Source organism: Streptomyces sp. NPDC051567, assembly GCF_044454165.1.
GTDB lineage: Bacteria > Actinomycetota > Actinomycetes > Streptomycetales > Streptomycetaceae > Streptomyces.
Genome location: NZ_JBITDK010000019.1, coordinates 98,985 through 113,754, shown reverse-complemented (window position 1 = coordinate 113,754; position 14,770 = coordinate 98,985). Strand labels below are relative to the sequence as shown.

Genomic DNA, 14,770 nt, shown 5'->3' with positions numbered 1-14,770 from the left:
CAGCAGGGGTGGGCGGCGGCGGCCAGGTGGCGGAGATCCGGTTCGGGGAACGAGCCGGCCGGGCTCCAGGGCGTGACCTGGGCCAGGAAGCAGGGCTCGGCCTTGTGGATGGTGCCGGTCCCGGCCAGGTCGCGCTGGTCGAGCAGGGCCTCGTCCAAGGGGCGGCGCCCGGGAGCCGCGAGAAGGTCGGCCGCCGCCCGGTCGGCGTCCCGGTCCGGGCCGAGGAGGCCGGGGCCGAGGTGGCCCACGGCCCGGTCCTCGTCGGAGGTGCGCAGCAGCTCCAGGACGGGGAGGCGGTAGCCGACGGCGGTGCGCTCCGCGGTGGCGAGGACGGCCCGGATCTCGTGGGCCGGGCCGCCGCGCCAGGGCAGGCCCGCGGCGAAGACGTGCCGGGCGCCGTCCACGCGGAGGTGGCTGTGGAGGGCGAGGCCGCCCTCGAAGCGGGCGAGGAGGTGTTTACCGCGCGGGACGACACCGAGGGTGGTGCGGCCGGTGAGGTCGGCGCTGGCCGGGCGGGGGACCGCAGGTCGCAGCGGACCGGCGGCCGGCCCGCCAGGGCGGCGTGCAGGTGGGTCGCGGTGCGCCGGACGCTGTCCCCCTCGGGCATGGGCACATGGTCCGCCCGGCGGCGGTCGCGGGCGGTGCGGTTCCCCGGAGTGCGCGGTCGGGGCGGGGCGGGGTGCCGGGGCGGGTCAGGGGCGCAGCCGCAGGCCGCGGGGGGTGGCGTGGAAGCCGGCGGACTCCAGGTGCGGGGCGAGGGGGGAGGTCAGGGCGGGGGCGGCGTTGACGCGTTCCACCGTCAGGGAGGGGAGGGTGCCCGCGCGGGAGGCCGCCGCCAGGGCGGCCGTCGCCGCGGCGAGACGGGGGTCCTCCGCCGGGGGCCAGGCGAGCAGGGTCCGGCCGCCACGCTCCAGGTACAGGACGAGCTCGCCGTCCACCAGGACCACCAGGGAGCCCGCTTTGCGCCCCGGCTTGTGCGCGGACCCGGCCGGGGGCTCCGGCCAGGGCAGGGCCGCTCCGTACGCGTTCGCCGGGTCGGCGGCGGCCAGGACCACCGCCTCCAGCGGGGGCGGGGTCCGCTCGGCGGCCCGGAGGCGGTCCACCGCGCCGTCCATCGCGAACTGCGCCGCGCCCAGCCCCTCGACCACATAACCCCGGCGGGCCCGCCCACTGTCCTCGAAGGCCGACAGGACCCGGTAGACCGCGCTGAAACCGCCCTCCACCCCCTCCGCCGCGACCGCGCCCCGGGTGACCACCCCGTGCCGGTCCAGCAGGGTGCGGGCCAGGGCGTGTGCCCGGTGGGTCGGGTCCGGGGCCTGGGCCGGGAGGAGGGACCAGCGGCCCGAGACCGTGGGCGGGCCGGTGCGGGACACCGTCGCGCTCAAGGTCCCGTACCGGCCGCGCGGGACGGTGCGCCGGGCCCGGTGGGCGGTGGCGCCGGCCGTGCGGCCCGATCCCAGCAGGGAGCGCAGCGGGGCCAGGGTGTCGTTGGTCAGCCGGCCCGACCAGGCCAGCTCCCAGACCACCTCGGACAGGGCCGGGTCGGTCGCCTCCGGATGCCGGACGCGGACGGCCTCGGCGAGCTGGCGGAAGAACAGGCCGTACCCGCCGGCCAGGGCGTCCAGCACCGCCCGGTGCAGGGGGGTGAGCTCCAGGGGGTGAGGGGGCGGCAGCAGCAGCGGGGCCGCCTCCGCCAGGTAGAGGGAGATCCAGCCGTCCTTGCCCGGGAGGGCACCCGCGCCGGCCCAGACGACCTCGCCGGTCGCCGTCAGCTCGTCCAGCAGGGCGGGGGAGTAGCCGCTCACCCGCGACGGAAGGATCAGACGCTCCAGCGCCGAGGCCGGGACGGGGGCTCCCTGGAGCTGTTCGACGGCACGGGCCAGGCCGTCGATACCGCGCAGGGCCCCGCCCAGGTGCTGCCACCGGGGGAGGAAGGTGGCCAGCGTGCTCGGCGGGACCGGTTCCAGTTCCTGGCGCAGCGCGGCCAGCGAGCGGCGGCGCAGCCTGCGCAGCACCGTCGCGTCGCACCACTCCTGGCCGATGCCGGCCGGGTGGAACTCGCCCCGAACGACCCGGCCCGCCGCCGCGAGCCGGTGCAGGGCGCCCTCCGTGACGGCCGCGCCCAGACCGAAGCGGGCGGCGGCCACGTCCGTGGTGAACGGCCCGTGGGTCCGGGCGAACCGGGCCAGGAGGTCGCCCAGCGGGTCCTTCACCGGTTCCGTGAACGCCTCCGGGACCCCCACGGGCAGCGCGGTGCCCAGCGCGTCCCGCAGCCGGCCCGCGTCCTCGATCGCGGCCCAGTGGTCCGCGCCGCCGATCCGGACCCGGACGGCCCGCCGGGCGGCGGCCAGGCCGGTGACCCAGGAGGGGTCGGCCCCGCGCGCGGCCAGTTCCTCCCCGGTCAGCGGACCCAGCAGGCGCAGCAGGTCGGCCACGGACTCCGCGTCCTTGGCCCGCCGGTCCCCGGTCAGCCACTGGAGCTCGCGCTCCAGTTCCTCCAGCACCCGCGCGTCCAGCAGTTCGCGCAGCTCCGCCCGGCCCAGCAGTTCGGCCAGCATTCGGGAGTCCAGCGAGAGCGCCGCCGCCCTGCGCTCGGCCAGGGGCGAGTCCCCCTCGTAGAGGAACTGGGCCACGTACCCGAACAGGAGGGAACGGGCGAAGGGGGAGGGCTCCGGGGTGGTGACCTCGACCAGCCGGACGCGGCGCGCCGTGATGTCCCCCATCAGCTCGGTCAGACCGGGCACGTCGAAGACGTCCTGGAGGCACTCCCGGACGGCTTCCAGCACGATCGGGAACGAGCCGAACTCCGAGGCCACCTGGAGGAGCTGGGAGGCGCGCTGGCGCTGCTGCCACAGCGGGGTCCGGCGGCCCGGACTACGGCGCGGCAGCAGCAGGGCGCGGGCCGCGCACTCGCGGAACCGGGAGGCGAAGAGCGCGGAGCCGCCCACCTGGTCGGTGACGATCCGCTGGATATCGCCCTGGTCGAAGGCGATGTCGGCCGCGCCCAGCGGGGGCGGCCCGCCCTCGGCCCCGAAAGCGCCGGAGCCGCCGGAGGAACCGGAGCCGCCGGAGGTGAAGGCCGGGACGGATGCCGGATCGTGGTCCAGCAGGTCCGTGCCCAGCAGATCGGCATCGGGCAGGCGGAGCACGATGCCGTCGTCCGCATGCATCACCTGCGCGTCCATCCCGTACCGCTCGGTGAGGCGGGCGGCCAGGGCCAGGGCCCAGGGGGCGTGCACCTGGGCGCCGAAAGGGGAGTGGACGACGACCCGCCAGTCGCCGAGCTCGTCACGGAACCGCTCGACCAGGATCGTCCGGTCGTCCGGCACGTGGCCGCAGGCCTCCCGCTGCTCCGCGAGGTAGTCCAGGACGTTGTCGCAGGCCCAGCCGTCCAGACCGGCCGCCAGCAGCCGCAGCCCGCCCTCCTCCCGGGTGAGAGCGCCCAGCTCCCGGAGGAACGCGCCGACCGCCCGGCCCAGCTCCAGCGGGCGCCCCAGCTGGTCGCCCTTCCAGAACGGCAGCCGCCCCGGCACCCCGGGAGCGGGGGAGACCAGGACCCGGTCCCGGGTGATGTCCTCGATCCGCCAGGAGGTGGTGCCCAGGGTGAAGACGTCCCCGACGCGGGACTCGTACACCATCTCCTCGTCCAGCTCGCCGACCCGGCCGCCGCCCTTCTTCGGGTCCGCGCCCGCGAGGAAGACGCCGAAGAGGCCGCGGTCGGGAATGGTGCCGCCGGAGGTGACCGCCAGCCGCTGGGCCCCCGGCCGGCCCGTGACCGTCCCCGCCGTCCGGTCCCAGACGACCCGCGGTCTGAGCTCGGCGAACGCGTCCGACGGGTAACGGCCCGCCAGCATGTCCAGCACCGCCGTGAACGCCGACTCCGGCAGTGCGGCGAACGGCGCGGCCCGCCGTACCAGCGCCAGCAGGTCCTCCAGCCGCCAGGTGTCCATCGCCACCATCGCGACGAGCTGCTGCGCCAGCACGTCGAGGGGGTTGGACGGGACGCGCAGGGACTCGATCGACCCGCTGCGCATCCGCTCGATGACCACGGCCGCCTGCACCAGATCGCCCCGGTACTTGGGGAAGACGACACCGGTCGAGACCGCGCCCACCTGGTGCCCGGCCCGGCCCACCCGCTGGAGCCCGGAGGCCACCGAGGGCGGCGACTCCACCTGCACCACCAGGTCCACCGCGCCCATGTCGATGCCCAGTTCCAGACTGGAGGTGGCGACCACGGCGGGCAGCCGCCCCGCCTTCAGGTCCTCCTCCACCAGCGCCCGCTGCTCCTTGGAGACCGAGCCGTGGTGGGCGCGGGCCAGCAGCGGCGGGGCGCCCCGCGCCGCGCCCGACTGGGCCATGATCTCGGCCGGGGGCGGCCCCTCGGGCAGCTTCTCGCCCAGGGCGCGCTCGTAGGCGATCTCGTTGAGCCGGTTGCACAGCCGCTCCGCCAGGCGGCGGGAGTTGGCGAACACGATCGTGGAGCGGTGCGCCTGCACCAGATCGGCGATCCGCTCCTCCACCTGCGGCCAGATCGACGGCCGGTCCCCGCCCTCCCGGCCCTCGGTGGCGGGGGAGCCCCCCAGCTCGCCCATGTCCCGCACCGGGACGACCACCGACAGGTCGAAGACCTTGTCCGACGGCGGCTGGACGATCTCCACCTTGCCGCGCGGCGCGAGGTACCGGGCCACCTCGTCCACCGGACGGACCGTCGCCGACAGGCCGATGCGGCGCGCCGGGCGGGGCAGCAGCTCGTCCAGCCGCTCCAGGGAGAGGGCGAGATGGGCACCGCGCTTGGTCCCGGCGACCGCGTGCACCTCGTCCAGGATCACCGTCTCGACCCCGGACAGGGCCTCCCGCGCCGCCGAGGTCAGCATCAGGAACAGCGACTCGGGGGTGGTGATCAGGATGTCCGGCGGCCGGGTCGCCAGGGCCCGCCGCTCGGCGGGCGGGGTGTCCCCGGACCTGATGCCCACCCGGATCTCCGGCTCGGGCAGGCCCAGCCGGAGGGACTCCTGCCGGATACCCGTCAGGGGGCTGCGGAGATTGCGCTCCACATCCACCGCGAGCGCCTTCAGCGGGGACACGTACAGCACCCGGCAGCGTTTCTTCGGATCGGCGGGCGGCGGGGTGGAGGCCAGCCGGTCGAGGGCGGCGAGGAAGGCGGCCAGGGTCTTGCCGGAGCCGGTGGGCGCCACGACCAGCACGTCCGACCCCGCCCCGATCGCCCGCCAGGCGCCCTCCTGCGCGGCGGTGGGCGCGGCGAAGGCCCCCGCGAACCAGGAACGGGTCGCGGGCGAGAACGGACCGAGCGCGGCAGTGGCCATGCCCCCATCGTGCACCCGGCCACTGACAACCGGCCGGACCTGCGCGGACGCCCCCGCCGGGAGGGGCGCCCGGAGCCGGGGCCGTCGGGGGCGCCCGGGCGTGGTGGCCGGTCGCCGCCGCCCGGCGGGCAGGTGCGTTCCGTGGGGGCGGGATACTGGACGCATGCGGTTGACGATGTTCTGGGAACGGATGGCGGAGCACTTCGGCGCGGGCTACGCGGACTCCTTCGCGCGGGACCACGTCATGACGGAACTGGGCGGCCGGACCGTCCACCAGGCGCTGGACGCGGGCTGGGAGGCCAAGGACGTCTGGCGCGCGGTGTGTTCGGCGATGGACGTCCCCGCCGCGCTGCGCTGAACCCGTCCTGGCTGCGTGAACCGGTACCGGGTGGGCCAGACTGGGACCCGTGGCAGCCACCGATGAGACGACCGACCAGCACGTACTCACCCAGGGTGCGAAGCCCCCGTCGCCGGCGCACCCGGTGGGCCGGGAGCCCGGCCCCGTACCGGACGACAGCGCCCCCGACGACGGTGACGGACCGCCCTCCGGGGTCGGCCGCACCGCCCGGGACGAGGCTCGGATGCCGCGCTGGCTGCCGCGCGCGGTGGTGCTCGTCCTGGCCCTCGTCGCCTGTTTCCAGCTCGGCAGCTGGGCCTTCCACCAGCTGATCGGGCTGCTCGTCAACATCCTGATCGCGTTCTTCCTCGCCCTCGCGATCGAGCCCGCCGTGGCCCGGATGGCGGCCCGCGGGATGCGCCGGGGCCTCGCCACCTTCCTCGTCTTCCTCGGGGTGACCGTCGCGAGCGTGGGCTTCCTCACCCTGCTCGGCTCGATGCTCGCCGGGCAGATCGTCGACATGGTGGGAGGGTTCCCGCGCTATCTCGACTCGGTGATCGACTCGATCAACACGACCTTCCACACCGAGTTCTCCCGGCTGGAGATCCAGACCAGCCTGCTCCACTCCGACTCGCTCCAGAAGTACGTGCAGAACAGCGCGACCGGTGTCCTGGACGTCTCCACGACGGTGCTCGGCGGCCTCTTCCGGCTGCTGACGATCGGCCTGTTCTCCTTCTACTTCGCCGCCGACGGGCCACGGCTGCGCCGCGCGCTCTGCTCGGTCCTGCCGCCCGCCAAGCAGTCCGAGGTGCTGCGGGCCTGGGAGATCGCCGTCGCCAAGACGGGCGGCTACCTCTACTCGCGCGGGCTGATGGCACTGATCTCGGGGATCGCGCACTACATCCTGCTCGCGGTGCTCGGCGTCCCGTACGCGCCCGCGCTCGCGGTGTGGGTGGGGCTGGTCTCGCAGTTCGTCCCCACCATCGGCACCTACCTGGCGGGCGCGCTGCCGATGCTGATCGCCTTCACCGTCAACCCCTGGTACGCGCTGTACGTGCTCGGGTTCGTGGTGATCTACCAGCAGTTCGAGAACTACGTCCTCCAGCCCAAGCTGACGTCGAGGACCGTGGACATCCATCCGGCGGTGGCCTTCGGCTCGGTCATCGCGGGCACCGCGCTGCTGGGCGCGGTCGGGGCGCTCATCGCGATCCCGGCCGTCGCCACGTTGCAGGCGTTCCTCGGCGCGTACGTGAAGCGGTACGCGCTCACGTGGGACGCGGAGGTCTCCACCTCCCGCCACCGCATCCGGTTCCCCGGGCGGCGGGGCCCCCGGCCCGGTCCGCGGGAGGAGCCGGTCTGACCCGGTCTGACCCGGTGACGGCGGTTCGTGCCGGTCGCGGGGCCAGGCTCTCAGCCCCCGCCGCCGCACCCCCCGCCGCTGCCGCATCCCGCGCCGGAGGTACCGGAGAAGCCGGAGGCCCCGGAGCGGCGGGTAGGGGGCCGGGCGGGTCCGAGGGGGCTGAGGCGGGCGGCCAGGGGCGCGGAGCCGTCGTGGCGGGAGACGCCCTCGCGGGCGACCCGGACGAGGGTGTCCGAGGCCGCCGCGGGTATCGGGACCCCGGGGGCGAGCCAGGGGGCCCACGTCTCGTCGACGGAGGTCTCACGGCCGCGCCGCCGGCCGGTCTCCGTGGCGTGGACCTCGGGACGCGCGGGCCCCGAGAACCGGCTGAGCACCACCGTCACCAGCACGAGCGTGAGGAAGGCGACCAGGGGGCGCGAGCCGTTGCCCTGCCCGCCGAGCGTGTCGGCCCAGCAGGCGGCGACCGTCATCGGCCCGACGGCGACCAGCGACAGCACCCGGGCCAGCTCGACGCGCCTGACCCGTCTGCGGAGCCGGGGATCGACCGCGAGGCCCCGTCCGACCAGGGCGTCCTCGACCGCGGTGACGGCGGGGGAGTGGGCCAGGAGTATGCGGAGCCCGTCCAGGTGCGGGAGGGCGGTGGTGGCGAGGAGTCCGAGGGCGGCGGCCTGGAGGGGATCGTCCGGGGGAGCCGCTCCGGCGGGGCTCCGGCCGGGGGAGGGACGGTCCTCGTCCTCGGCCGGCAGCCGCCCGGCCAGGTGGAGGGCGGTCAGCGCGACCTCGGCGACGCCCGGCCGGCCGCGGTGCAGGTAAGCGGCCTCGTAGAGCGTGAGCGGAGCGCGGTCCGCGCGCTCCGGCCGGTCGCGGGGGTAGAGCCTGCGGTGGAGCGGGACGTGGGCGGAGGCCAGGCCGAGGAGGGGTACGGCCACCCCCAGGAAGATGAGAACCCAGACCGACACCGCTGCCCCCCGGCTCCGCGCGTTTCGTCCCGAGTGTGGGACACCCGGCCCGGCAGGGCAATGGCCGTGCGGGGGAGGGGTGGCCGTCCGGCAGTGGTCGGATGGCTCGTCGGCGGTCCGGACGGCAGGCCCGTACCGATGTTCTCGCAGGTCAGGGGCGCGGGATGGGGTGAAATCGACAGAGGAAGCGAACGTCTGTTCCTATGGGTTGTCCACAGCCGGGACGGCCGTGGAGGCCCGTTGTCAGTGGCAGGCGCTAGCGTCGACGACGTGAAGCGATCGACTCAAGCAAATCGGGTGGAACCCATGGCAGGCACCGACCGCGAGAAGGCTCTCGACGCCGCGCTCGCACAGATTGAACGGCAGTTCGGCAAGGGCGCGGTCATGCGCCTCGGCGACAAGCCGAACGAACCCATCGACGTCATCCCGACGGGATCGACCGCGCTGGACATCGCCCTCGGCGTCGGCGGGCTCCCCCGCGGCCGGGTGGTCGAGGTGTACGGGCCGGAGTCCTCCGGCAAGACGACCCTGACCCTCCACGCCGTGGCCAACGCGCAGAAGGCCGGCGGCACCGTCGCCTTCGTGGACGCCGAGCACGCGCTCGACCCCGAGTACGCGAAGGCCCTCGGCGTCGACACCGACAACCTCATCCTGTCCCAGCCGGACACCGGCGAGCAGGCCCTGGAGATCGTGGACATGCTCGTCCGCTCCGGTGCGCTCGACCTGATCGTCATCGACTCCGTGGCGGCCCTGGTGCCGCGTGCGGAGATCGAGGGCGAGATGGGCGACTCGCACGTGGGTCTCCAGGCCCGTCTGATGAGCCAGGCGCTCCGGAAGATCACCGGCGCGCTCAGCCAGTCCAAGACCACCGCCATCTTCATCAACCAGCTCCGCGAGAAGATCGGTGTGATGTTCGGCTCGCCCGAGACCACCACCGGTGGCCGCGCGCTGAAGTTCTACGCCTCCGTGCGGCTCGACATCCGCCGGATCGAGACCCTCAAGGACGGCACGGACGCGGTCGGCAACCGCACCCGCGTCAAGGTGGTCAAGAACAAGGTCGCGCCGCCCTTCAAGCAGGCCGAGTTCGACATCCTCTACGGCCAGGGCATCAGCCGTGAGGGCGGCCTGATCGACATGGGAGTGGAGCACGGCTTCGTCCGCAAGGCGGGTGCCTGGTACACGTACGAGGGTGACCAGCTCGGCCAGGGCAAGGAGAACGCCCGCAACTTCCTGAAGGACAACCCGGATCTCGCCGACGAGATCGAGCGGAAGATCAAGGAGAAGCTGGGCGTCGGTGTCCGCAAGGACGCCAAGGACGCCAAGGACGCCAAGGCCGCCGCCGAGACCGGTGCGGAGGCGGCCGGTGCCACCGCCGAGACCGCGACCGTGCCCGCCCCGGCCTCGAAGGCCAAGACGACGGCCAAGGCCGCCGTGGCCAAGAGCTGACCCGTGCGGGAGCAGGAAAGGGGCGGTGGGGGCGGCCGTGAAGGCCGCCGGGAACTGCCGCCCCAGAGCCCCGAGGAGCAGGCCCGGGCGATCTGTCTGCGCCTGCTCACCGGGATGCCGCGCACCCGGCGCCAGCTCGCGGACGCGCTGGACAGACGGGGCATCCCCGAGGAGGTGTCCGAGCAGGTCCTCTCCCGGTACGAGGAGGTGGGCCTGATCGACGACGCCGCCTTCGCCGGGGCCTGGGTCGAGTCCCGCCACCGGGGCCGGGGCCTGGCCCGGCGGGCACTCGCCCAGGAGCTGCGGACCAAGGGGGTGCACGGCAGCCTCGTGGAGGAGGCCCTGGAACTGCTGGACCCCGAGCAGGAGGAACGGACCGCCCACGAGCTCGTGGAGCGCAGACTCCGTGCCACCCGGGGGCTGGAGCGGGACAAGAGGACGCGGCGCCTCGCCGGGATGCTGGCCCGCAAGGGATACCCGGAGGGCATGGCCCTGCGGGTGGTGAGACGGGCCCTGGAGGCGGAGGGCGAGGACGCCGAGGAGCTGGGGCACCCCGGGGAATGACGCCCCGTCGCCACCCGGGCGCCCCCGCGAGGTGAGGCGGGGGCCCGCCCGGGGGAGCGGGCCCGCCCGGCCGGAGCGGTACGGGGGCCCGGCCGGCCTGTGGTGACACCGGCCCCCCGCACCGGCCCGTGGTCACCGCGCGCCGGGCCCAGGTGTGGCGGGGGACCCGCCCGCGTACCCCGCGCCGCTGCCCCCTGCCCGGACGCCGACGGGTCAGGACGGGGGCCGACGGGTCACGGGGCGGTGGTGGGCAGGCCCGAGGCGCGCCAGGCCTGGAAGCCGCCGGTCAGGTCCGTGGCGCGGCGGAGGCCCAGGGCGTGGAGGGAGACCGCGGCCAGGGAGGAGGCGTAGCCCTCGTTGCAGACCACCACCACCTGGAGGTCGTGGCCGGTCGCCTGCGGGATGCGGTGGGAGCCGCGGGGGTCCAGGCGCCACTCCAGCTCGTTGCGCTCGATCACCACCGCGCCCGGGATCAGGCCGTCGCGCTCGCGCAGGGCCTGGTAGCGGATGTCCACCAGCAGGGCCCCGGCGCGGGAGGCGGCGTACGCCTCCCGCGGGGTCAGCCGGGTGTAGCCCGCGCGGACCCGCTCCAGCAGTTCGTCGATGCCGGTCGGGGCGCTCACTGCCAGTCCGCCGGGCGCTCGACGTGCTCCAGGGTGAGCACGGGCCCGCTGCGGCCGTAACGGCGGATCAGCGGGAGCGGCGGGTAGTACGCGTGGACCGAGACCGCGTGCTCGCCCGGGGACTCGTTGAGGACCTCGTGCACGTGGTGCTCGCCGAAGGCCCGCCCGGAGCCCGCCGCCAGGTCGCGGCTGCGGTCCAGCCCGGAGGTGAGGTGCAGGGAACGCCACCCCTCCGAGGGCAGCCGGACGGCCAGCGAGTGCTCGGTGAGGCGGCCCCGGGCGATGGCGAACGCGCCCCGGGACTCGGCGTGGTCGTGCCAGCCGGTGCCGGCGCCCGGCGGCCAGCCGATCAGCCACGCCTCGCTGCCGGCGGGACCGTCGAGCCGGATCCAGGTGCGGCCCTCCGGGTCGAGCGGCAGCGCGCCCACCACCTCGGGGTCGGCGGCCGTGCGGAGGGCGAAGTCGAGGAGCTCGGCGGCCGTGGGGCCGGTGGCCGGGGCGACGGAGGGTACGGGGACGTACGCGGGTGCAGACATGGGAGGGGACCGTTCCTGGGTTCGCGGAGGCGCGCGCGGGCCGGTGACGGCGCGGGGCGCGCGGAAGGGAGGGCGAATCAGCAGGAAGGGCGACACACGCAGCCCGCGTAGCGGAGCAGGTCCATATGGACCCTCCGCCACAGGCGCACGTTGTTGCCGGTCATGTCGGCGAGTGAACCACGAGTCCGACGGAGGGTCAATCGATCACTGGCGTGGGTGTCGTGAACGGGGCGGGCGAGGGCAACGGCTCCGGGGCGCCCGCGCGGACGGCGTCCGCCGCCTCGTACAGCTCCGCCGGGCGGACCCCCGCGAAGGTCGCCGCCAGGTGCCCGTCCGGGCGGATCAGGAGCACGGTGTGCGCCGGGGCCCCCGGGTAGCCGTCCGCCACCACCAGGTCGGCGCGGACCGGAAGGGCCTCCACCGCCTCCGCGAGACGGGGCATCAGACCGGCGCTCAGCCAGTGCCGCCGGTCCCAGACCCCGGTGCCCGGGGCGACCAGGAGCACCAGCGGCCGGCCCCGCCCGAGCAGGTCCCGCAGCGGCACGGTCGAGCCGTCGGGCGCGGTCACCGGGACGTCGGCCACCGGAGCGCCCGGCTCCGTCTCGACCGGGACCTCGTGCGCGGTCATCGGCGGGGCGTACGAGGGCTCCGCGCCCAGCGGGCCCCGCCCCAGGTGGCCGTCGGTGAGGCGGAGTTCACCGGTCCGGGCGGCGCCGGGCAGGTAGGTGCGGATTCCGCCCGCGCCGCGCAGGACGGGCATGGCCTGGTCGGCGGCGCGCAGCCGGGCCGCGACCGCCGTGCGGCGCTCGGCCTCGTAACTGTCGAGCAGGGCTTCGGAGGCCCCCTGGTGCCAGGCCAGGGAGAGCTTCCAGGCCAGGTTCTCGGCGTCCCGGAGCCCCTCCTGGACCCCCTGGGTGCCGAGCGCGCCCAGCAGGTGCGCCGCGTCCCCGGCCAGGAAGGCGCGGCCGTCGCGCCAGCGCCGGGCCAGGCGGTGGTGGAGGGTGTGGACCCCGGTGTCGAGGAGGCCGTAGGGGGGTGTCGTGCCCCCGCACCACACCGCGAGCGTGTCCCGGACGAGGGTCACCAGCGCGTCCGGGGTCACCAGGTCGTCGCCGGGCGGGAGGAGCCAGTCCAGCCGCCACACCCCGTCGGGCAGCGGCCGGGCGGTGACCTCGCGGGGCGGGCTGTGGTGCAGCAGCGCTTCGCCGGGCCAGGGGAGTTCGGTGCGCAGCGCGGCCACGGCGTGCCGTTCCACGGCGCTGCGGCCCGGGAAGCGGATGCCGAGCAGTTTGCGGACGGTGGAGCGGGCGCCGTCGCAGCCGACCAGGTGGCTCCCGCGCCACCAGGTGGTCTCGGTGCCCCGGGTGTGCGCGGTGACGCCGTGGCCGTCCTGCTCCAGGGCGTCCAGCCGGGTGCCGGTGACCAGTTGGACCAGGGGCTGCGCGGCGACGGCGGCGCGCAGCCCGCGCGTCAGGGCGTGCTGCGGAAGGTGCAGGGGGGCCGGGTGGTCCTCGAAGGTGATCCGCTGGGCGGGCCGGCGTCGCCGCATGGTGCGCCAGGCCGCGAAGTGCGTCCCCTCGTCGCGCAGGGTCGTGCAGCCCAGCCGGTGCGTCATGGCCGCCGGGCCGGCGTGCAGGACGACGGTGCGGGCCGGGCGGGGTTCGTCCTTGCCGGGCCCTTCGTCGAGGACGACGCTGGGCACGCCCTGGCAGGCCAGGGCGAGGGAGAGGGAGAGTCCGACGGGCCCCGCGCCGACGACGATCACCGGGTCCATGAGGTGGCTCCCGGTGTCCGGTATGTGATCACAGAGTGTATGCAACCCACTGGAGGTGCCTGCGTCAAGTGACGCCCGGGGGCCGGACGCGCTCGTGGTGCGGCGCGAGAGCTGCGCCGCACCACGTCCGCCGCGTCGGCCGGACGGCTCCGCGTCAGCCGCCGGAGTTGCCGCCGGTCGCCATGGAGTCGGCCTTGGCCGCCTCGGTGGCGGTACCGGAGGCGGTGCCGGTGCTCTTGTTGGAGCGGCGCAGCCGTCCCTCCAGCCAGGAGGCGAAGGAGGTGAGGGCGAAGTTCACGACGATGTACAGCACGGCTATCACGACGAGGGTCGCGATGGTGTTGCTGTAGTTCGCCGAGATCTGCCGGTTCATCGACAGGAGTTCGTTCAGGCCGAGCAGGGAGCCGCCGAGCGCGGTGTCCTTGAGGATCACCACGAGCTGGCTGACCAGGGCGGGCAGCATCACCGTGACGGCCTGCGGGATCAGGACGTGGACCATGGTCTGGCCCTTGCGCATGCCGATGGCCTTGGCCGCGTCGGTCTGGCCCCGGGGCAGGGAGAGCACCCCGGCCCGGACGATCTCGGCGATCACGGCGGCGTTGTACAGGACCAGGCCGGTGACCACGGCGTAGAGCGGCCGGAAGTCGGAGGCTATGTCGGTGAACTGCGAGTACAGGGCGAAGCCGAACAGCATCAGCATCAGCACCGGGATGGCGCGGAAGAACTCGACGACGGCGCCGACCGGAACCCGGACCCAGGCGTGGTCGGAGAGGCGTCCGATGCCGAGCAGGGCGCCCAGCGGGAGCGCGATGACCATGGCGATCACGCCGGCCTTGAGCGTCTCCAGCAGGCCGGGGATCAGGAAGGTCGTCCAGATCTTGCCGTCGGTGACGAAGGGCGTCCACTTGGCCGCGTCGAGCTGGCCCTTGTCCGCCATGACGGCCAGGACCCACCACAGGCCGAGTCCGGCCAGGACGAGGAAGACGCCCGTGTAGATCCAGTTGCGGGCCTTGGCCCTGGGACCGGGAGTGTCGTACAGCACGGAACTCATCGCTTCACCGCCACGCGCTTGGCCACCCAGCCCAGCAGCAGGCCGGTGGGCAGGGTCAGCAGACAGAACCCGAGGGCGAAGACCCCGAAGACGGCGAAGACCGCCTGGGCCTCGTTCTCGTTCATCTCCTTCATCAGCAGGGCCGCTTCGGCCACGCCGATGGCCGCCGCCACCGTGGTGTTCTTGGTGAGGGCGATCAGGACGTTGGCGAGCGGTGCGACGACCGCCCGGAACGCCTGGGGCAGCACGATCAGGGTGAGTACCTGGACGAAGCCCAGCCCCAGGGCGCGGGCCGCCTCGGCCTGGCCCACGGGCACGGTGTTGATGCCCGAACGCAGCGCCTCGCAGACGAAGGTGCCGGTGTAGGCGCTCAGCGCGAGGACGGCGAGCCGGAACCCGGTCTCCTTGAAGGTGCCGCCGCCCAGGCTGATGTCGAGGGTCTGGCTCAGACCCAGCGAGGCGGCGATGACCAGCACGGTCAGCGGGGTGTTGCGCACCGCGTGGACGTACGCGGTGCCGAAGGTCCGCAGCAGCGGGACCGGGCTGACCCGCATCCCGGCCAGGGCGATGCCCCAGACCAGGGATGCCACGGCCGAGTAGAGGGTGAGCTGAACCGTCACCCAGAAGGCTCCGAGCAGGTCGTACTGCCCCGAATCAAGAAAATCGAACACGATGCCCTGCGCTCTCCCCAGGATGGCCGGTGAGGTGGGGGGGGGGGGGGGGGGGGGGGGGGGGGGGGGGGGGCGCCGCCGGGGGCGCCGGGGGGCTCAGAGCACCAGCCCCCCGCGCGGGCGGG

At 74.9% G+C, this 14,770-nt stretch carries 12 protein-coding genes; 4 read left to right on the top strand and 8 right to left on the bottom strand.

Going from position 1 to position 14,770, the window contains the following annotated elements:
• Positions 1-692: 692 nt before the first annotated feature.
• Positions 693-5,324, bottom strand: coding sequence for a DEAD/DEAH box helicase (locus ACIA5F_RS21155; protein ID WP_399355164.1), 4,632 nt, complete (start codon positions 5,322-5,324; stop codon positions 693-695).
• A 163-nt stretch (positions 5,325-5,487) separates the two neighbouring features.
• On the opposite strand from ACIA5F_RS21155, the gene ACIA5F_RS21150 reads away from it, so the two are divergent.
• Together ACIA5F_RS21150 and ACIA5F_RS21145 are read left to right on the top strand one after the other, a co-directional pair.
• Positions 5,488-5,682: a DUF3046 domain-containing protein gene (locus tag ACIA5F_RS21150; RefSeq protein ID WP_399355162.1), complete on the top strand. Its 195-nt coding sequence runs from the start codon at positions 5,488-5,490 to the stop codon at positions 5,680-5,682.
• 223 nt (positions 5,683-5,905) lie between these two features.
• Positions 5,906-7,021, top strand: coding sequence for an AI-2E family transporter (locus ACIA5F_RS21145; RefSeq protein ID WP_399355192.1), 1,116 nt, complete (start codon positions 5,906-5,908; stop codon positions 7,019-7,021).
• A gap of 50 nt (positions 7,022-7,071) precedes the next feature.
• Here ACIA5F_RS21145 and ACIA5F_RS21140 read toward each other — a convergent pair whose 3' ends face one another.
• Positions 7,072-7,950, bottom strand: coding sequence for a TIGR04222 domain-containing membrane protein (locus tag ACIA5F_RS21140; RefSeq protein WP_399355160.1), 879 nt, complete (start codon positions 7,948-7,950; stop codon positions 7,072-7,074).
• Positions 7,951-8,286: 336 nt separating this feature from the next.
• On the opposite strand from ACIA5F_RS21140, the gene recA reads away from it, so the two are divergent.
• The gene (gene recA / locus ACIA5F_RS21135) at positions 8,287-9,426 is read left to right on the top strand and encodes a recombinase RecA (protein ID WP_399355158.1); all 1,140 of its coding nucleotides are present in this window, start codon (positions 8,287-8,289) and stop codon (positions 9,424-9,426) included.
• Between the two features lie 3 nt (positions 9,427-9,429).
• Positions 9,430-9,990 carry a recombination regulator RecX gene (recX, locus tag ACIA5F_RS21130; protein ID WP_399355156.1) on the top strand — a complete coding sequence of 187 codons (561 nt, stop codon included), beginning with the start codon at positions 9,430-9,432 and terminating at the stop codon, positions 9,988-9,990.
• Between the two features lie 233 nt (positions 9,991-10,223).
• On the opposite strand, the gene ACIA5F_RS21125 is transcribed toward recX, so the two are convergent.
• The 6 genes from ACIA5F_RS21125 to ACIA5F_RS21100 all read right to left on the bottom strand — a co-directional run bounded on the left by ACIA5F_RS21125 (position 10,224) and on the right by ACIA5F_RS21100 (position 14,645).
• The gene (locus tag ACIA5F_RS21125) at positions 10,224-10,613 is read right to left on the bottom strand and encodes a rhodanese-like domain-containing protein (RefSeq protein ID WP_399355154.1); all 390 of its coding nucleotides are present in this window, start codon (positions 10,611-10,613) and stop codon (positions 10,224-10,226) included.
• The gene (locus tag ACIA5F_RS21120) at positions 10,610-11,149 is read right to left on the bottom strand and encodes a cysteine dioxygenase (RefSeq protein WP_399355152.1); all 540 of its coding nucleotides are present in this window, start codon (positions 11,147-11,149) and stop codon (positions 10,610-10,612) included. The genes ACIA5F_RS21125 and ACIA5F_RS21120 overlap by 4 nt, the downstream gene beginning before the upstream one ends.
• Before the next feature lie 77 nt (positions 11,150-11,226).
• Positions 11,227-11,313: a putative leader peptide gene (locus ACIA5F_RS21115; protein WP_399355190.1), complete on the bottom strand. Its 87-nt coding sequence runs from the start codon at positions 11,311-11,313 to the stop codon at positions 11,227-11,229.
• A gap of 32 nt (positions 11,314-11,345) precedes the next feature.
• A complete protein-coding gene (locus ACIA5F_RS21110; protein ID WP_399355150.1) occupies positions 11,346-12,923 on the bottom strand; it encodes an FAD-dependent monooxygenase in 1,578 nt (525 codons plus the stop codon).
• Positions 12,924-13,077: 154 nt separating this feature from the next.
• Positions 13,078-13,974 carry an amino acid ABC transporter permease gene (locus ACIA5F_RS21105; protein WP_399355148.1) on the bottom strand — a complete coding sequence of 299 codons (897 nt, stop codon included), beginning with the start codon at positions 13,972-13,974 and terminating at the stop codon, positions 13,078-13,080.
• Entirely contained in the window at positions 13,971-14,645 is a 675-nt protein-coding gene (locus ACIA5F_RS21100; RefSeq protein ID WP_399355146.1) for an amino acid ABC transporter permease, read from the bottom strand. Before ACIA5F_RS21100 ends, ACIA5F_RS21105 begins: the two co-directional genes overlap by 4 nt.
• Positions 14,646-14,770: the final 125 nt, after the last annotated feature.